This window comes from Ornithinibacillus bavariensis (genome assembly GCF_050433565.1).
Classification (GTDB): Bacteria; Bacillota; Bacilli; order Bacillales; family Amphibacillaceae; genus Ornithinibacillus; species Ornithinibacillus bavariensis.
In genome coordinates this window covers 57,811-77,228 of sequence record NZ_JBNPWZ010000009.1, presented here as the reverse complement: position 1 = coordinate 77,228, position 19,418 = coordinate 57,811, and the positions used below count along the sequence as shown (strand labels likewise).

Annotated in this window: 18 protein-coding genes and 1 other annotated feature; all 18 genes read right to left on the bottom strand. The window is 35.9% G+C overall.

What is annotated here, in order from left to right; genetic code table 11:
* Positions 1-106: 106 nt before the first annotated feature.
* The 18 genes from ileS to HNR27_RS14240 all read right to left on the bottom strand — a co-directional run bounded on the left by ileS (position 107) and on the right by HNR27_RS14240 (position 19,418).
* The gene (gene ileS, locus HNR27_RS14325) at positions 107-2,863 is read right to left on the bottom strand and encodes an isoleucine--tRNA ligase (protein ID WP_429340249.1); all 2,757 of its coding nucleotides are present in this window, start codon (positions 2,861-2,863) and stop codon (positions 107-109) included.
* Positions 2,864-2,926: 63 nt separating this feature from the next.
* Positions 2,927-3,152: a binding site (T-box leader), on the bottom strand.
* Positions 3,153-3,207: 55 nt separating this feature from the next.
* On the bottom strand, positions 3,208-3,711 hold the full coding sequence (locus HNR27_RS14320; RefSeq protein WP_212919570.1) for a DivIVA domain-containing protein: 504 nt from the start codon (positions 3,709-3,711) through the stop codon (positions 3,208-3,210).
* A gap of 163 nt (positions 3,712-3,874) precedes the next feature.
* Positions 3,875-4,654 carry a YlmH family RNA-binding protein gene (locus tag HNR27_RS14315; protein ID WP_429340248.1) on the bottom strand — a complete coding sequence of 260 codons (780 nt, stop codon included), beginning with the start codon at positions 4,652-4,654 and terminating at the stop codon, positions 3,875-3,877.
* 13 nt (positions 4,655-4,667) lie between these two features.
* The gene (locus HNR27_RS14310; RefSeq protein WP_212919568.1) at positions 4,668-4,946 is read right to left on the bottom strand and encodes a YggT family protein; all 279 of its coding nucleotides are present in this window, start codon (positions 4,944-4,946) and stop codon (positions 4,668-4,670) included.
* Positions 4,947-4,954: 8 nt separating this feature from the next.
* On the bottom strand, positions 4,955-5,380 hold the full coding sequence (locus HNR27_RS14305) for a cell division protein SepF (RefSeq protein ID WP_212919567.1): 426 nt from the start codon (positions 5,378-5,380) through the stop codon (positions 4,955-4,957).
* An 18-nt stretch (positions 5,381-5,398) separates the two neighbouring features.
* Entirely contained in the window at positions 5,399-6,070 is a 672-nt protein-coding gene (locus tag HNR27_RS14300; RefSeq protein ID WP_429340247.1) for a YggS family pyridoxal phosphate-dependent enzyme, read from the bottom strand.
* 26 nt (positions 6,071-6,096) lie between these two features.
* A complete protein-coding gene (gene pgeF, locus HNR27_RS14295; protein ID WP_429340246.1) occupies positions 6,097-6,906 on the bottom strand; it encodes a peptidoglycan editing factor PgeF in 810 nt (269 codons plus the stop codon).
* Between the two features lie 40 nt (positions 6,907-6,946).
* The gene (locus HNR27_RS14290) at positions 6,947-7,207 is read right to left on the bottom strand and encodes a YlmC/YmxH family sporulation protein (protein WP_212919564.1); all 261 of its coding nucleotides are present in this window, start codon (positions 7,205-7,207) and stop codon (positions 6,947-6,949) included.
* A 579-nt stretch (positions 7,208-7,786) separates the two neighbouring features.
* On the bottom strand, positions 7,787-8,569 hold the full coding sequence (sigG, locus tag HNR27_RS14285; protein WP_212919563.1) for an RNA polymerase sporulation sigma factor SigG: 783 nt from the start codon (positions 8,567-8,569) through the stop codon (positions 7,787-7,789).
* A 121-nt stretch (positions 8,570-8,690) separates the two neighbouring features.
* Complete coding sequence (gene sigE, locus HNR27_RS14280) at positions 8,691-9,395, bottom strand: RNA polymerase sporulation sigma factor SigE (RefSeq protein WP_373306330.1); 705 nt, start codon at positions 9,393-9,395, stop codon at positions 8,691-8,693.
* 35 nt (positions 9,396-9,430) lie between these two features.
* The gene (spoIIGA, locus tag HNR27_RS14275; protein ID WP_429340245.1) at positions 9,431-10,351 is read right to left on the bottom strand and encodes a sigma-E processing peptidase SpoIIGA; all 921 of its coding nucleotides are present in this window, start codon (positions 10,349-10,351) and stop codon (positions 9,431-9,433) included.
* A 472-nt stretch (positions 10,352-10,823) separates the two neighbouring features.
* Positions 10,824-11,954 carry a cell division protein FtsZ gene (gene ftsZ / locus HNR27_RS14270; RefSeq protein ID WP_429340244.1) on the bottom strand — a complete coding sequence of 377 codons (1,131 nt, stop codon included), beginning with the start codon at positions 11,952-11,954 and terminating at the stop codon, positions 10,824-10,826.
* Between the two features lie 66 nt (positions 11,955-12,020).
* Entirely contained in the window at positions 12,021-13,304 is a 1,284-nt protein-coding gene (gene ftsA, locus HNR27_RS14265) for a cell division protein FtsA (protein WP_212919559.1), read from the bottom strand.
* A gap of 210 nt (positions 13,305-13,514) precedes the next feature.
* Complete coding sequence (locus tag HNR27_RS14260; RefSeq protein WP_429340243.1) at positions 13,515-14,303, bottom strand: cell division protein FtsQ/DivIB; 789 nt, start codon at positions 14,301-14,303, stop codon at positions 13,515-13,517.
* 151 nt (positions 14,304-14,454) lie between these two features.
* A complete protein-coding gene (gene spoVE / locus HNR27_RS14255; RefSeq protein ID WP_429340242.1) occupies positions 14,455-15,567 on the bottom strand; it encodes a stage V sporulation protein E in 1,113 nt (370 codons plus the stop codon).
* Between the two features lie 71 nt (positions 15,568-15,638).
* Positions 15,639-16,988, bottom strand: coding sequence for a UDP-N-acetylmuramoyl-L-alanine--D-glutamate ligase (gene murD / locus HNR27_RS14250; RefSeq protein ID WP_429340241.1), 1,350 nt, complete (start codon positions 16,986-16,988; stop codon positions 15,639-15,641).
* Positions 16,985-17,971: a phospho-N-acetylmuramoyl-pentapeptide-transferase gene (mraY, locus tag HNR27_RS14245; RefSeq protein ID WP_373306324.1), complete on the bottom strand. Its 987-nt coding sequence runs from the start codon at positions 17,969-17,971 to the stop codon at positions 16,985-16,987. Before mraY ends, murD begins: the two co-directional genes overlap by 4 nt.
* Positions 17,972-18,059: 88 nt before the next feature.
* The gene (locus HNR27_RS14240) at positions 18,060-19,418 is read right to left on the bottom strand and encodes a UDP-N-acetylmuramoyl-tripeptide--D-alanyl-D-alanine ligase (protein WP_429340240.1); all 1,359 of its coding nucleotides are present in this window, start codon (positions 19,416-19,418) and stop codon (positions 18,060-18,062) included.

The window sequence follows — 19,418 nt, the reverse complement described above, 5'->3', positions numbered from 1 at the left end:
GTTTATCTTATACTTTATTATAGCAAATTTCAATGATTTACAGGAGATGATAAGAAAAGGAGGACAAATTCATTAACTAATTTGTCCCCCAACATTTAATAATTAATTATACATGGTAATGATTCTCTACAACATCTGCACAACGAGAACATAGAGTTGGATGTTTCTCATTTTGACCTACTGTATCAGATGCCACCCAACAACGTTCACATTTCTCAGCAGGATGTTTTTCTACAAGCACATCCACAAATTTATATGCAGTTGCATTTTCATTATGCTCTACCACATCTGCCTCAGAAACGATTAAGAACTGATGTAAATGCTCGATTGAAGCTAGTACTTCACTCGTATTGTTGTCCTTTGGTATTAGGGTAATCTTTGCTTCTAATGATTTACCGATAACCTTCTCATTTCTTGCTTCCTCTAAGGCTTTTAATACGTCATCCCTGATAGCCATAAAGTGATTCCACTTATCTTCTAGTCCTTTAAAGCCTTCGATAACTCTTTGCTCTGGAATATCTGTAAGCTGTGGACTCTCTGATTGTACACCAGGAATATATTCCCATACCTCATCCGCTGTATGTGGAATGATTGGTGTTAATAGCTGTACCAAGGTCGTTAAAATTTCATAATAGCCTGTTTGGATACTTCTTCTGCGGTGATTATCTGCTGCTTCGATATACAATATATCTTTTGCAAAATCTAAATAGAATGAACTTAGATCATCCGCACAGAAATTATGAATGCGATGGAATACTGGTGAAAATTCATATCGCTCATAGCTTTCCCTTACTTCCTTTACTAACTCTTGTAAGCGATGAAGCATAAAGCGGTCTACTTCCTCCATCTGTGCTTCTGGCACACGATCGGTATTAGGGTTAAAATCTGCAAGGTTAGCAAGCATAAAACGGAATGTGTTTCGGATCTTACGGTATGCTTCTGATGTTTGTTTTAATATATCATCCGAAATTCTTACATCTGCTTGGTAGTCAACCGATGCTACCCATAGACGTAAAATATCTGCACCTAATTGCTTTAGAACCTTACTAGGTACAATAACATTACCTAATGATTTACTCATTTTACGACCATTTCCATCCAAGGTAAATCCATGGCTAATGATAGTTTTATAAGGTGCTTTCCCTGTTACTGCGACAGCAGTTGATAAGGAAGAATTAAACCATCCACGATACTGGTCACTTCCTTCTATATAAACATCAGCAGGCCTTCTATGGTCTTCACGACGAAGTAATACACCAGCATGTGATGAACCAGAGTCAAACCAAACATCCATAATATCTGTTTCTTTTGTGAAGATACCATTTGGACTATGCTCTGATGTAAATCCTTCAGGTAATAAATCTTTTGCCTCTCGTTCAAACCAAACATTGGAACCAAACTCAGCAAATAAATTTGCGACATGTTCAATCGTTTCATCGGTAATTATTGCAGTTCCATCTTCTCCATAGAAAACAGGAATAGGAACTCCCCATGCACGCTGACGAGAGATACACCAATCCTCACGATCACGAACCATATTATATAGTCTTGTTTCTCCCCATGAAGGATACCATTTCACTTGTTTAATTTCTTCTAGAATATTTTCACGAAAATCCTTAATAGATGCAAACCACTGTGCTGTCGCACGGAAAATGGTAGGCTTCTTCGTTCTCCAATCATGTGGATAAGAGTGAGTAATGAAGGTTAATTTTAATAATGCGCCTACTTCTTCTAGCTTTTCTGTAATCGCTTTGTTTGCATCATCATAAAACATGCCTTCAAATCCTGGGGCTTCACTCGTGAATACGCCTTTTTCATCCACTGGGCAAAATGCCTCAATTCCATAACCTTTCGATACATAAAAATCGTCTTCCCCATGACCTGGTGCTGTGTGAACACAACCTGTACCAGCATCTGTTGTAACATGTTCACCAAGCATTACTAATGATTCACGATCATAGAATGGATGCTTTGCAATTACACGATCAATAGCTTTACCTTTAAATGTCTTTACAACTGTAGGATTCTCCCATTCTAATTCTTGGGAGACCGGCTCCAATAAATCTTCTGCTACTACAAATTTGTCACCTTTTACTTCAACTACTACATAATTAAACTCTGGATGAACACTAATACCTAAGTTTGCTGGGATTGTCCAAGGTGTTGTTGTCCAAATAATAATTTTGTCTCCCATATCCAATACACCTTTACCATCTTGTACTTCAAAAGCAACGTAGATGGACGCAGATCGCTTATCATAATACTCGATTTCTGCTTCAGCAAGTGCAGATTCTGAAGAAGGTGACCAATAAACTGGTTTTAAGCCTTTGTAAATATAGCCTTTTTTAGCCATTTCACCAAAAACTTTAATTTGTTCTGCCTCATAATCTTTAGTTAATGTAATATATGGGTTATCCCAATCCCCTCGAACACCTAGCTGCTTAAATTGAATACGTTGATTATCAATTTGCCCCATCGCATATTCTGCACATAATTGTCTAAATTCTGCTACAGATAGCTTTTTACGGTCTACTTTTTTATTTTTCGTCAAAGCAGTTTCAATTGGAAGTCCATGAGTATCCCAACCAGGTATATATGGCGCATGGTATCCTGACATTGACTTGTAACGAGTAATAAAATCCTTTAGAATTTTATTCATCGCATGTCCAATATGAATGTCTCCGTTAGCATATGGTGGTCCATCATGTAGAATAAAAAGAGGCCTACCTTTTGTTCTTTGTAAAGATTTTTCATATAGATGAGATTCTTCCCATTTTTCCTGACGCTCTGGTTCCTTATTTGGTAAATTCCCACGCATAGGAAATTCCGTCTTCGGCATTAATAATGTTTCTTTATAATCCACTTTAGTTCCTCCTTATGTGCTACTACTAATTAGCAATAAAAAATAAAAAATCCTCTCAATCCCAAAAGGGACGAGAAGACTCGCGGTACCACCCTTAAAAATTCAACACGAAAATCATGTCAAATTCACTCGGTATTCGTAACGTGAATAAGCCGTCCATGTCTACTAATAATGATTCGAATGGATACTCAAGAGTGATTTTCTAAAAACCTGCTGTGCTAGGCTTTCACCAGCCCTAGCTCGCTTTAACAGCATTCCGCTTTTATACTGTCTCTGTCATCGTATTTTCATATTTTATCCTATTGTGTAAGCATTATATGTAACTTTTTTAAAAAGGTCAAGGTTTATGACTCGTGGTTGGTTAGCTCTAGCTCTTTCCCCATTTCAAGATCAAATAAATCTTCCCAATCATCGGAGCCTATCATATCTAATTGCGCTTCAACTAGCATTCTGAGTCGAGTGCGAAATACCTTTGATTGTTTCTTTAATTCTTCCACCTCGATAGAAATTTTACGGGACTTATTTAATGCCTCGTTAATAATCCGATCAGCATTCTTCTCTGCTTCTTTAATGATTAGCTTCGATTCTTTAGTAGCATTTCCCTTTAATTCTTCTGCGGTTTCTTGTGCAATTAAGATTGATTTATTCAATGTCTCTTCAATATTAGTAAAGTGGTTTAATTTTTCTTTCATTTGATCAAGCTTTTCCTTTAATTCCTTCTTTTCTCTAATAACAATTTCATAGTCCTTGATAACTTGATCTAAAAATTCATTGACCTCATCTTCATCGTATCCGCGAAAACTCCTTGTAAATTCTTTGTTGTGAATATCAAGTGGCGTTAGTGGCATGATAGTCAACCTCCCTAGTTTATATGTATCTTATAAGTGCAATTTAAGTATAACAATAATATTCGACAAAAAGTAAGGATTTCCTGCAATTTCTGATAATTTTTATTTGTACCAAAAGAACTACTCCTTGATACCCATTATATATCAGAAAGTAGTTCCTTTTCTATATCTCTAGCCGGGCAGCTGTGATCTTATATTTATCCTTTTTGGTTTGTCCATTAATACCGACCAACTTACTTCTCCCTTTACCGCGTAAAGAAATCATATCACCTTCTTGTAGTACAAATTTACTGTCATCTACTGTTCGAAAGTTTACTTTTACTAGACCCTTGTGAATAAAGTCCTGTGCTGCAGTACGTGAGACAGAGTAAATTTCCTTCAAAATGGTATCAAGCCGTAATGATGAAACCGTTCGTTCCATATTCAGCCATATGGATTCTTTTTCGAGTAGGTTTGAAAAAGGAACCTCTGCAAATTTTATTGTTGCACGTTTAATTCCTGTTAAGTTCATTAAAACAAAAGGCGATATTTCTTGATCAATAATGATTTGTATTTTACCAGATTCCACAACAATATCGCCTGCTTTTTGCCGCTTAATTCCTAAAGACAAAAATGCTCCTAACACATCACGATGTGATATAGATATAAACTTTTCATGAAAAGAGGCTTCTAGTAATATTAATTGAAACGATGCATTTGTAATTTCTTCATAATATGGTGCGATGATTGCCCTTTTTCTCTCGGAATAGTTTCCACCACCATAGAAGGTTAAGGTAAGATCTTCTCTGCTAGTTCCGATCAACATCTCCATGATTTGTTGTTCTCGTGGATCAAGAAAATCAGTCAACCTAGGTTGATACGTACGTTCCACCTGTTCAATCCACGATAATGCTTGGTCGATAAAGCCTTGTTCTTCCTTACGAAAATGTTGATAAATATCCATTGTAAGCACCTGTTTAGATCCAGTTTAGAAGCATGGAAAAAAGTGCAACTAAACCTCTTCCAGCGAGCTGTAGAACTAAAATAGCAACTACCGGAGAAAAGTCAATCATACCAATTGTTGGTATAAATCGACGGAACGGCTCTAAATAAGGTTCACAAATCTTCGCAAGAAAATTTCCAAACGATGTATCTCGTGCTCCTGGAAACCACGACATAAAAATATAAATAATCAACCCTATGCTATACACTTGTAAAGCAGTTGCAAGAAAATTGTATACATATACAAGCCACATATATTATCTTACCATCCTTTATTAAAGTCCTCTTCCAATGTTTCAGAAATTGATCCAGTGATATCCATATTATCAGGGGCACATAGGAACGTTTGTGCACCTATTCGTTGTATTACACCGTTAACTGCATATATCGTCCCACTTAAAAAGTCTATGATTCTTTTTGCATCCTGATGATTCACACGTTGCAAATTGATTACAACTGCACGCTTACTCACAATATTATCAGCTATTTGCTGTGCCTCATCGAATGTCCTTGGTTCATATAGAACCATTTTAGTAGCGGAAGCTTTAACACTTTTTAAATCAATCACATTGGAAGATGTTTGTCTGATTTGATTTGGTTGAGTAGAAGTTACTTCTTCTTCAATATATTCATATTCATACTCATCGTCCATCGTAAAAAATGTTTTAATCTTATTTTTTATACTCATGGTCTCCACCTCACTTATTTAAGATCCAACCAATTTTGAGCCGATTCTTACATGGGTTGCGCCTTCCTCAATGGCAATTGGATAATCATTACTCATTCCCATTGACAAAAATTCACAAGGTGCGTGTTGCAGCTTACTCTCTTTTACCTTATCACGTAATATACGAAGCTCTCGGAAAACATTATGTAATAATTCTTTGTCATCTGTATTTGGTGCCATTGTCATTAAACCAACGACACTTATTTTCGTAAGATGTGCAATGTCATTAATAAATGACATTACTTCATTTGGCTTCAAGCCATGCTTCGATTCCTCTCCACTCACATTTACCTGAACAAAGCATTTTACAGGCTTCTGTGCTCTTTTTTCAATTTCTTCTGCTAATGATAGCCTGTCCAAAGAATGAAGATAATCAATCTTTTCAATAATATCTTTTACTTTTCTCGTTTGTAAACTTCCAATAAAATGCCAAGTCGCTTCATTACCAAAATGCTGGTATTTTTCACGAAAGCCCTCTAGACGATTTTCGCCAAGGTTTATGATTCCAGACTGAAGCGCTTCCCTCGTTCTTTCTATTGTAACATATTTCGTAACGCCTATGATGGTTATTTCTTCAAAATTTCGATTGCTTTTTTGACAGGCAGCTTTCATCTCAGTTTGTATCTGCTGTAAATTTTGTGTGACATCCATAACTACCTGGTCCTCCCTATATTATTTTATTTACTGTATCCGATATATCCTAACATTCGACCTGTTTTCCCATTATCGCGACGATGAGAAAAAAATAAATCTTCATCACGAAATGTGCAATATTTTGATACATCTATATTATTACGAAATACTCCAGATTGCACAAGAATTTCTACATTTAATTGCTTTAGATCCAATAAATAATTCTCATTCCCAACTGGTGTTAGAACTTTATCTTGAAATTCCACTGGTATCCGTTCTTTTACATAGCTGTCTACCTCATAATTATCCTTTGAAATACATGGACCGACTGCTACGAATAAGCTTTTTAAATCAACACCCAAGTCTACTAACTTATTCGTCATGACCTCAGCAATTCTGGCAACAGTCCCTTTCCAGCCAGCATGAGCAATTCCAACATATCCAGTTTTTGAATCAAAGAAAAATATAGGTACGCAATCCGCAAAAAATGCTGTACATAAAAGTCCCTTTTCATTCGTAATTAATCCATCTATTCCTTTAAGAGCAGTATCTAAGGAGGTTGAACCTTTACCAGCATCCTCTTTATCTACAACATGAACAGCTCCTTGGTGAACTTGTTCCGCCGCAATCCAGTTTTCAACTGGTATATGAAGGGAGGAAGCAAGATTAAGTCTATTCGTTAAAACATCCTCGTATTGATCAGAAACATGTAACCCAAAATTATTACTTTCAAACTGGGCCTTACTAACTCCACCATTTCGAGATGTAAATCCAACTTGAAGTGCTGGTGCCATGTCTGACCATTTTCTAATATGTAATAATGACTTTCCGTCATACTCAAAAATATCTTCCATCTTGTAATCCCCCTAAGAACGAATGAAATGATTCGTAGTATTATTCCTCTAGGTAAAGCTTAGGCCCATCAATATCCTTTACGAGTATAACATCAGAACCTATCGTGACGATTTGTTCCCAATATATCATTAATTCGTCTGGCTTTCCAAAAAAACCACCTTTTTTCTCACGCAAGTAAATGACTAATGCTATTATTCTACCACGGTCTGGATCAATTTCTAAATCAGAAATATGACCTAGTCTTCTTCCGTCATTAACAACAATCACTTCTTTCACTTGAAGCTCTGACAACTTAATCATCGAATACACCCCACCTTTTAGAAAATGTATATGCACTAGGCGGTTACTTCATTCAGTTAAGAAAGAAAGAGGAAGCAGGAAGCTATTCTTTCTATTTCTATCAAAAAATCTGGGGAGTATGGGGTTGATTATCACATTACAAGTAAAACAAATGCTTAACTTTCTTGCTGAGTTTATGTGTTTTTGTGAGGTAATTGCTGTTATGGTGCGTGATTAAAGGAAGAGATTAACTTTTTTCGGTAAGCAATAGCTTCTTTGGTGACCGTTTAGCTTGCGATTTGCTTTTTTCGGGACACAATAGCTCCTTTGCTTACCGTTTAGCTTGGGTTTTACTTTTTTCGGGAAGCAATAGCTTCTTTGGTGACCGTTCAGCTTGCGATTTGCTTTTTTCGGTAAGCAATAGCTTCTTTGGTGACCGTTTCTCTAGTGAATCTCGTAAATTCGGCAGTAATATCAACCATCAACAAAAAACTTGTTTACCTCGTTTATAACTCCCTAGTTAAGCAGCAGTAACTTTCAATCTAAGGATAAAAAGTAAAAAGAACAGACGTCATTGTCTGCTCTTTTGACCACATCACATTATAATTCAAACATCTGTTTATTCATTTGACTAATTGCAGCTTTTTCTAGACGTGAGACTTGTGCCTGTGAAATCCCGATTTCTTCTGCAACCTCCATCTGTGTTTTGCCCTGGAAAAAGCGCTTGTTTAGAATCATTTTTTCACGTTCATTTAATTGAACCATGCCCTCTTTTAAAGAAAGCTTGTCAACCCAAGTATCATCCTTATCCTTATCATCTTTTATTTGATCCACAACATAAATTGGATCCCCACCATCATTGTAAATTGGTTCAAACAATGATACTGGATCTTGTATCGCATCCATAGCAAAGACAACATCTGAATGGGGAACACCCATCTCCTCAGCTATTTCTGCAGGGGTTGGTTCTTTCGAGGTTTTGTTTATAAGCTTTTCTCTTACTTGTAATGCTTTATAAGCAATATCACGTAATGATCTTGAAACACGGATTGGATTATTATCTCGTAAATATCTACGGATTTCACCAATAATCATTGGAACTGCATAGGTTGAGAATCTAACATTATGACTTAAGTCAAAATTATCAATTGATTTCATTAACCCAATACAACCAACCTGAAACAAATCGTCAACATATTCTCCACGATTATTAAATCGTTGAATAACACTTAGAACAAGACGTAAGTTTCCATTCACTAATTCCTCTCTTGCAAGTAAATCCCCTTCCTGCATTTTAACAAACAGCTTTCGCATTTCTTCATTTGTTAGAACAGGTAGTTTCGATGTATCAACACCACATATTACAACTTTATGTCTAGTCATTCTGTACCCTCCCAGTTGGAGATGCTGTTCATGGACAGTATCTCCCCTAGAAGGGAAATTTATGCAGGGGAAAATTGCTAAAAAAGAGTGCTATAACCTAGCAAATGTAGTGCTACCAAGGCTATACCATTTTATTAAATTCTTTTTTTAAGCGTCGAATAATTTTCTTCTCTAAACGTGAGATATAGGACTGAGATATTCCTAACATATCTGCTACGTCTTTTTGTGTTTTTTCCTCTTCACCAACCAAACCAAACCTCAATTCCATAATTTGCTTTTCTCTAGCATTTAATTGAGCCAGGGCATTTTGAAGTAAGTGCTTATCAACCTTTGTTTCTAAATTCTTCGTAATGATATCATCATCTGTACCTAAAACATCAGATAGTAGAAGTTCATTACCGTCCCAGTCTATATTTAAAGGCTCATCAAAAGAGATTTCAGATTTTATCTTATTATTTCTTCGTAAATACATTAAAATCTCATTTTCTATACATCTTGAGGCATATGTAGCAAGCTTAATCTTTTTTTCTGGATTAAATGTATTCACAGCTTTTATTAATCCGATAGTTCCAATACTAATTAAATCCTCTATGTTAATTCCAGTATTTTCAAACTTACGTGCAATATATACCACTAGCCTGAGATTACGCTCTATTAGAATAGAACGTGCGGTAGAATCTCCCTTCGTTAATAAGACAAGTAATTCGCTTTCCTCTTCCTTAGAAAGGGGTGGGGGTAATGCTTCACTTCCTCCAATATAATAAATCTCCTCAGACTTTATTCCTAGCTTTCTTAATAATTTATACCACCAAATCCGCATCTTCATTTTATGTTTTACCACAGATATCGCTCCTTTTTACTTTATGCTGAATGAATAGTTGCCAGTTTTATAATTTGTGGGTGAAGTAGGCAGTGATAGCTCTGATCCTTTGTTAGAGTTGAAAATTGGATTCCCACTAATAATTTTGTTGCTATAATTTTTTGTTCACCATACCTTATGGATAATTCTTCTGGTTTTAGAGCAAATAAAAAGTTACTCTTTCCTTCTACACCATGAAATGGAACTATTTGAACATACCTCTCCCAACTTACCGGAATCTTTTCGATATCAAAATTTTCAAATGCCCCTTTTAACTTTATCCAATCATCCTCCTGAAACCATTGCTGTAAAAATGATTCATCACAGATAATGACTGGTTTTTTGGTTAGAGGATCTACTAATTGATTTCCACTATCTACATATCCAGTAGTGGAAAAACGTATCCCTTTGATTTGAAGTGTAACATCATAAATCTGATCATATCGGATTTTATCAACGACGTGCTTGTCCATACGGCTTTTCGTAAACCAAAATGCAATTGGAAATCCTATGATGATAAATATCCAGCTTACCGGGTCTCCTAAACCACTGCTAAAGGTTAATATACCGTTTACGGATAAGGCTACTGGGTTTTGTAGCAAATAATGTGCAGCAAATAGCCCACCTCCGATGGAAAATGTAACAAAATAGAACAGTAGCAGTTGTTTTAGGAATAGCCTTATGGTTGTAAACTGGAATGTTACCAAGATGATTAGAATAGAATAAAGTAACTTACCATATACCGTATTCAGAAAAGCACTTGGATAATAAATAGTTGCTGGTACAATTAAGGATGCAACTATGGCACCAATAACCAGTCTCCTTTTCGGTGTGTACACTCTACTTAGTGCCTGTGTTAGCATTAACAGCATTAAATCTAGCAGAAGATTAAGCACCCAAACGGCATCCAGGTAGATGGTCATGCATTTTCTTCCTTTCTAGAACAAAGAACTCACATAAATATTTCATTAATGACTGTGATTATACTGACCTCAGATCCTCGGTAAAAACTGATTCCTAATAGAAACGCTATCGCTTATCCCTATAGATAGAAGGATACTTCCAAATAAGGTACTACCTGCAACTTTGCAATTGTACTACTTCCTTTAATACTTGCAGGTACTAGGAACGCCATTTTACATATGAAGGAGTATCTATTTTTTTGTCTAATCTACCAAGAGAAAGTTGCCAGTAGAGAGTAATTTTTAAGATAAGCTATAAAGTGAAGTATAAACTAGTGAATCAGCGAAGTCTGTCACATCCTGTGTGAAAATTTGTGCTAATTTCAACTAGTTATGTCGAGGAAAATTTTGGAGTAGCAGGTTGATTATTACGTTTTAAAATACAACAAAAAAACGTATAACTTAATCAGTTATACGTTTTCTCGTTTTTCATTTAGCGATTTCTATTTCTATTTCGTAAAAATGTAGGAACATCTAAGTCATCTTCAACTTGAGGACGAGATGGTTGTTCTCTAGTATCCCTCACAAATTCTTGACTTTCTCTTGTAGCAGCATGTTGATGTGTCTGATTAGTTGCAGGACGCTGTCTTACTTGAGGTTCTACTTTTTTGTTTTCGTCAAACCCTGTTGCAATTACCGTCACGATTATCTCATCTTTTAAGTCCTCGTTAATTACAGAGCCAAAAATAACATTTACTTCTTCATCTGCAGCATTTGTGACTAAATCTGCAGCTTCTTGAACCTCATAAAGACTTAAATTCGTACCACCTGTTATATTCATTAAAATTCCATGTGCACCATCAATAGAAGTCTCTAGTAATGGAGAAGAAATAGCTTTTTTAGCTGCTTCTGTTGCACGGTTCTCACCAGTTGCGATGCCTATTCCCATTAATGCAGAACCTTTGTTGAACATAATTGTTTTAACGTCAGCAAAGTCAACATTAATTAAACCTGGTTTTGCAATCAAATCAGAAATACCTTGTACACCTTGACGTAAAACATTGTCTGCTTCTCTAAATGCTTCAAGCATTGGAGTATTTTTATCAACAATCTCAAGTAAACGGTCATTTGGAATAACTATAAGTGTATCTACATTATTCTTTAATGCTTCAATTCCTGAGATAGCTTGTGTAGATCTTCTACGTCCTTCAAAAGAGAACGGACGAGTCACAACGCCTACAGTTAGAGCACCTAAGTCTTTAGCTATTTGAGCAATGACAGGGGCAGCACCGGTTCCAGTACCTCCACCCATTCCTGCAGTTACAAAAATCATATCAGCACCTTGAAGTATCTCTTCAAGTTGTTCTCTACTTTCTTCAGCTGCTTTCTTACCAACCTCTGGATTGGCTCCTGCCCCAAGACCTCTAGTTAGCTTTCCGCCGATTTGAATCTTCGTCTCTGCTTTGGAAAGGTTCAAGGCCTGTGCATCTGTATTAGCAGCAATAAATTCCACACCTTCTACGCCATGGTCAATCATACGGTTTACTGCGTTATTTCCGCCTCCACCGACACCGATAACCTTAATCGTCGCTAATTGATCAATACTTGTATCAAACTCTAACATTTTCGTTCCTCCTAATATGCAAATTACAAGATTTCTAGAAGCTAATTTTTAGTTTGGGAACGCCGATTAATCGAAGAAATACTTAAACAAATTAGCAATTCCAGATTCTTTTTTCTCGCTCTCACCTGAATTAGTCGTTTTAATCGGTTGTTTTTTCATTCGTTTTACTTTAGGTTCTTCTATTGCTTGTGTGATAGCCGGGAATAATTGTTTTCCCTGAATTTTTGCATTATGATATGCAAATTGTAAGATACCAACACCAGCTGTGAATTGTGCTTCTCTTACGCCTATGTAATCTGGGATTGCAATGCGAACATTCGCTTGGAAACAATCACTAGCCAATTCTAAAGCACCAGGCATTTTCATCGTACCTCCAGTTAAAACATAACCCCCTGGAAGCTCTCTATAGCCCATACGACGAATTTCTCTTTCGGCAAAAGCATATATTTCTTCTAGTCTTGCCTCAATCATATCTGCGATTTGTAATTGATTAAAGGACTGTCTTGTATTACTACCAATAATAGATGCTTCAAACACTTCGTCTTCTTGTGCATCATTATAAAAAGCATGACCATGATTTAGCTTAATATCCTCTGCTTCCTCAGTGGTAGTGCGAAGCCCAATGGATAGATCTTTCGTTATATTATCTCCACCAAGAGGTATCACACTAGTTGCAGCAATATGGTCATTTTCAAATACAGAAACCGTAGTACAACCTCCACCTACATCGATAAGAGCAACACCAAGATTTTTCTCATCTTTTGATAGTGCAATTGTACCTGCAGCTAATGGCTGAAGGGAAATATCTGCAACTCTTAGATTTGCTCGCTCAACACATTTTAAAATATTATGTAAAATAGTCTTTGAGCAAGTAATAATCGTACCTTCCATTTCCAAACGCACACCAATCATACCTCTAGGATCAGTGATTTCATCTAGTCCATCAACTATAAATTGTTTTGGAATAACATCAATAATTTCTCTTTCTGGTGGAATAGAAATAACTTGAGCACCATCAATGACGCGTTTCACATCTTCATCTGTAATTTCACGATTTTCACTTTGTACAGCAACTACCCCATGGCAAGGCAGTAATTGAATATGATTACCACTTATTCCAACTACAACACTGTCAATATGCATGCCAACCATACGCTCTGCCTGCTCAACCGCACTCCGAATAGAGTGAACGGTTTGATCAATATCAACAATTGCACCTTTTTTCATACCATTTGATTTTGCAGTACCTACGCCAATAATGTTTAGGGAATCATTTAAAACTTCGCCAATTATTACTTTAATTTTTGTTGTACCTATATCAAGACTGACAAGTATGTCATTGTTGTTCAACAAAGGCACCTCCTAGTTCAAAAGCTCCAAAAAAAATAATCTGTATTCATAAAAACCATGATAATAACTTAAATAATAGATTAACTTGCTATAATCTATTATTTTAAAGGATTTTGTATAAAAAAGAAACATATATCTAGCATTTACCTAAAAACTAATCATATTTTAATAGAATAGTAATATAATTGAATAAAACGATTTAAATAATCTCTATTCAACATTTTCATTCATTAACTTCTCATCATCGGTTAATTCCTTGTTAAACGGCTCAAAATAAGCCCCAACACCGATGTGAATAATTCCTTCCACAGTTGGATCAAGCTGGGTAACAATCGAAGGATATACAGACATTTTCTCAGCAAAATTACGAATTGATGACTCCACCATAAATCCGTCTGTCATATAAAGCGTAATCGCGTTTTTGTTTTTGTCAGATGGTGTCCAGTGTAATTCGGAAATAAGGTTAAAAATATTGACTGGTAGCTTACTTAATTCCTTAGACATCTCCACAAGTGCCTTTTCATCTTGAAAACCAACTAATAATGGAGCATCTCCTGCCATATCTTTTTTACTGTCAGAGAATACCAATCCGTTTGATAGAATTGGATGATATTGATTGTCCTTCTTTATGTAGCCTATTCGCTTATGCTCGACAACTTGAATCTCAACAGTCCATGGAAGTTTTGTCTCCACTGAAACAGTATTAATCAAAGGATTTCTTCTCAATTTATGTATAATATCCTCTTTATCAATTGTCCAAATATTGGTATCCTTTTTAATTCCACTCTGTTCAATAATTTCTTTATCAGGCAAAAATGAATTTCCTGAGACGTTTATTGTTTTAACATCGCTGAGTGGAGATTGTAGGTAGACAATGATAGATATTAAGAAGAAAAAAATAGTTAAGTAAAATACAAGGCGTCTATTAGCCTTCTTTTTACGAGCTTGCTTCAATTTTGGAATACGATCCTCTATCGAAACAATTTTTTCTTTCGTCATTCTATTCTTTCCTTTTTGAAAAATTAACACATGAAAACGGCATACGTGATGCCGTTTATCCCCTGCGTTATTTTGATTATATCATACAATAGATAAAAACAAATAGTAGACTTACACAAGAATTAGTATAAAAATATGAACAGCTCTTCAATTACACTCTTGCATTTCTACTAATGTTTAATAATATTCCGACAGAACATAAAGTAAGTGTCAAAGAAGAACCACCATAGCTAAGAAATGGGAGTGTAATTCCTGTAACAGGTATGAGGCCAATAACAACACTGATATTAATCATAACTTGAACAGTTAGCATTGATACAATTCCTAGTGCTAAAAATCTCCCAAATGAATCCGGTGCTTCTATAGATACCCGAACACCTCTCCAGAACAGAAGAATAAACAATAGGAGTAATATAGAGCCGCCGATAAAACCTAATTCTTCTCCTAAAATAGCAAAGATAAAATCTGTTTGTGGCTCTGGCAAATAGAAATATTTTTGTAAACTATTCCCTAAACCTACTCCCATTAATCCCCCCGGACCAATTGCGTATAAGGACTGAATAATTTGGAATCCATCTCCAAGTGGATCTTCCCATGGATTAAGATAGGCGGTAATTCTACTGATTCGATACGGAGCAGATAAGATTAAAAGTGCGAAGCCTCCTAAACCTAACAGCCCTAATCCAATAAAGTGAAGTATCCGTGCACCAGAAACAAAAATCATAATCATGCAGGTTAATACAAGTACCATACCAGTTCCAAGGTCTGGTTGTAACATAATTAACCCAAATGCAGTAAAGACCAGGATCAATGATGGCAGAAATCCTTTTTTAAACGAGGTGATGTATTTTTGATTCGTAGATAAATAGACAGATAAAAAAATAATTAAGCCCAGTTTCATAAATTCAGAAGGCTGTATACTAAATGCACCTACTCCAATCCAGCTCTGTGCTCCCCCTCGAACAAGCCCTACACCTGGAATAAGTACTAGCAATAACAGACCAAAGCACACTAGCAAGATTACTCTAGCATACTTTGCCCAATTATTATATGGAATGGTCATAAAGAAAAACATGCCTGCTATTCCCACACCAGCAAATAATAGCTGTCTTTTTACAAAGTACATGGAATCTGCATATTTATATTCTGCCCAAACATAAGAAGAGCTATATACCATTACTATTCCGATCAGAAGCAATAGTAGAATGATGGTTAATAAAAAGTAATCCGGCTTGTCCTTTACCGATAATTGCTTTTCAAACAAAAAAAACACCCCTAACTTTGTTTGTCTAGGGGCGAGCGTAAAATATTCTTTTATGTTATATATACAAGCCCCTACTTAATTGTATGCACGGCTTGTATAAACATGTCTCCTCTTTCTTCAAATGTCTTATATTGATCCCAGCTAGCACATGCTGGAGATAATAATATTACATCACCCTTTTCCGAAAGGGCATAGGCTTTGTGCACAGCGTCTTGCATATCGTTTGCATGTTCTATTATGGCTACTCCTGCTTTTTCTGCAGATGCTTTTACCTTGTCAGCTGTCTGACCAAAGACAACCATTGCCTTCACATTACTTAAGTAAGGAATTAATTCATCAAAGCCATTCCCTCGATCTAGACCACCTGCTAAAAGAACAATTGGCTGTTGAAAAGCTGATAAGGCCTTTTGAGTGGCAAGAATATTTGTGGCTTTTGAATCATTATAGAAAATCCGTTCATTAATCTTATCCACATATTGAAGACGGTGGTGAACACCAGAAAATGTCGTCAACACCTCATAGATCCCTTCATTTGTTGCTCCGGCAAGCTTCGCTGCACTTATAGCTGCTAGAATATTTTCTAGATTGTGTGCACCTACTAATACAAGATCTTCAATAGCAATTATCTTTTCCTCTTGAAAATAAATGAATACTTCATCCGTCCATGCCCCATCAACTAACTTCTGTGAAATGGAAAATGGCACTTTTACAGATTTAATATCCTTACTGACTTCTAGTACGTTCGAATCATCAGCATTATATACGAGAAAATCATCTTCGGTTTGATTGATAAATATATTCGCCTTTGCCTCTTTATAATTCGAAAACGTTTTGTGATAGTCTAAATGTGCTTCATAAATATTTAAAAGCACAGCAATTTTCGGACGGAACTTCCTTATGCCCAAGAGCTGAAAAGAGGAAAGCTCCAGTACCATTTTTTCATCTGTTGCTAATTCTCTAGCTACGTCTGTTGCAACAATTCCAATATTTCCCGCAACTTTAACTTTTTCGTTACTTGCTTTTAGCATCTCATATAATAATGTTGTTGTTGTTGTTTTTCCATTAGAGCCAGTTATTCCAATAATGGTTCCTTCTGCTAACATTCCAGCTAATTCAATTTCTGTAATTATCGGAATAGCTCTTTTTTCTGCTTCAGATAAGATAACATTTTCATAAGGTATTCCTGGATTTTTAATTACTAAATCAATACCTTCTAGTACTGACAGTGGATGGGACCCGACAATTACTTCTGCTCCCATTGCTTGTAAGTGGATTACTGCTTCATCATGCGCACTTGCCTTATAATCATTCACTCGAACCTTAATGCCACTCTCAAGCAGTACAGTTGCTGCTGCTGTTCCACTTTTGGCTAGTCCTAAAACAAGAACATGACGATAAGGAAAATCAATTAATTTGTTCAACCTAACCACACCTCGATGTATATACCTAGAGCAGCAAAAACAAGCCCCATGAACCAGAACGTTGTTACAACTCTCCATTCAGACCAACCAACAAGTTCATAGTGGTGATGTAGTGGACTCATTTTAAATACCCTTTTTCCGGTAGTTTTAAAAGAAATTACTTGGATAATTACCGATAGAGTTTCCATAACAAAGACTCCACCAATAATAACCAATAGAATCTCAAGTTTTGTTAAAATAGCAACTGCTGCAATTGCTCCACCTAAAGCTAGAGAACCTGTATCTCCCATAAAGACCTTAGCAGGATGTGCATTAAATACAAGAAAACCTAATAATGCGCCAACAACAGCTAATGCAAAGATAGAGACTTCACTTTGCGAATTAATGTACCAAGCTAGTATACCAAATGCACCAAATGCAATTGCTGCTGTACCTGCTAATAGCCCATCCAAACCGTCAGTTAGATTGACGGCATTAGAAGCTCCAACTAGCATAAAAATAATTAATAATGCATAACCAATTCCTAAATCCCATTGAATATCAGTTCCAGGTATTTGTATATAGGTTGGAAACTCGTTTTTCTTTAAAATAATATAAAAGATTATTGCGATTATCAGTTGTCCTATTAATTTTTGCCTAGAAGTTAGACCTAGATTTCTTTTCAGGGCAACCTTTATATAATCATCTAAAAAGCCTAATAGCCCATATCCTATAAGGACAAATAGGAGAAGCCCTATTTCATAACCTATATCTCCTTGACCATATTTATAACCCATAATTAGCGATGTAGCTATTATACTTAGAACAATCATGATACCTCCCATTGTAGGAGTACCTTTTTTCTTCATGTGAGACTTTGGTCCCTCTTCCCGTATGCTTTGTCCAAACTTTAAACGCCTTAAAAACGGAATTAAAATTGGAGACAATAGGACGGCAATTAAAAACGCTATCGCTAATGTTATGATTAGTACAATTATATCCACAATTCTTCCTCCTTATATTACCAACCGTCCAACCAAAAAAAACTGTATCTATTCTATGGATCGTCGTGTTGTAATTCCCATTGATGCACTACTTTATTTTGTCAATTATTGATTCTAGCTCCATTCCTCTGGAAGCTTTAAATAATATAAGTGAATCCTTGCTTAAAAAACATTTCAGCTCAGGTAGAATGTCCTCTTTTTGATGGAAATGTTTCACCGTTAGATTAGGATATTTTTTTCGAACTATTTCGGATATCACTGAAGAATCCTCACCAACCGTATATACAGCTGTAGGACTGTCATCAATTACTTCTGCGACAGTTTTATGAAGAGTGCGAGAGTCTTTCCCTAACTCATAAATATCACCTAACACTAATACTTTATGTTGAAAACCACTCATTTCCTTTACTACTTGAATTGCAGCTATCATGGAAGTAGGAGATGCATTATAGGCATCATTAATAATAGATACGCCATTCTCCCCTGTTAACATTTCAAAACGCATGCCTGTTACAGTAAGGGATGATAATGCATGCTGTATCTGTTCTACGCTAATGTCTAATAGTTTCCCTAGTACAATACCATATGAAGCATTTTTGGCATTGTGCTTACCAAGTAATGAAACCGTATAAGAATTCTCATCAGATGCTGAAAAGGTAGTTTGATGATGGTGCAGCTGAATATTAGTGATAACAAACTCATTATCCTCACTAAATCCTACCTTTTTAACATTGGAATTGGCATGGACATGAGAGAGTAACGCCTCATCTCCGTCAATGATTAACTTTCCAGTTGGTTTAAGACCACTAGTAATCTCTAATTTCGCCTTCGCAATCCCTTCACGTGATCCTAAATGTTCAATATGGGATTCCCCGATATTAGTGATAATGGCATAGTCTGGTTTCGTTATTTTGGAAAGCAATTCAATTTCACCAAAACTACTCATCCCCATCTCTAATACTAGAACTTCCGTATCTCTGTCCATAGAAAGGATCGTAAAAGGTACACCAAACTCATTATTGAAATTACCATTTGTAAAATGTGTTTTATATTTCTCTTTCGTAATAGAAGATACAATGTCTTTCGTTGTTGTCTTACCATTGGATCCTGTTATACCAATAACAATTGGATTTACTTCATCACGGTAACAACTTGCCAAATGCTGTAATGCTTTTGTAGTATCCTCAACATAAAAAATAGGAAAATCCTTAGGTAATTGATCTGGTACAGACTTTTTCATGTCCCATAATGCTGCAGTAATACCATTTTCATAGGCTTGTAAAATGAAATCGTGTCCGTCAAAATGCTCACCTATTATTGGTATAAATAATGCATCACTTGTTTCGATTCTGCTATTTGTAATAACTTGTTTTATTTCTGTATGTCCAGTAATTTCTCCATTCGTATTCGGAAAAATTGTCTGAAGCCAATTCAAAGTAAATAACAT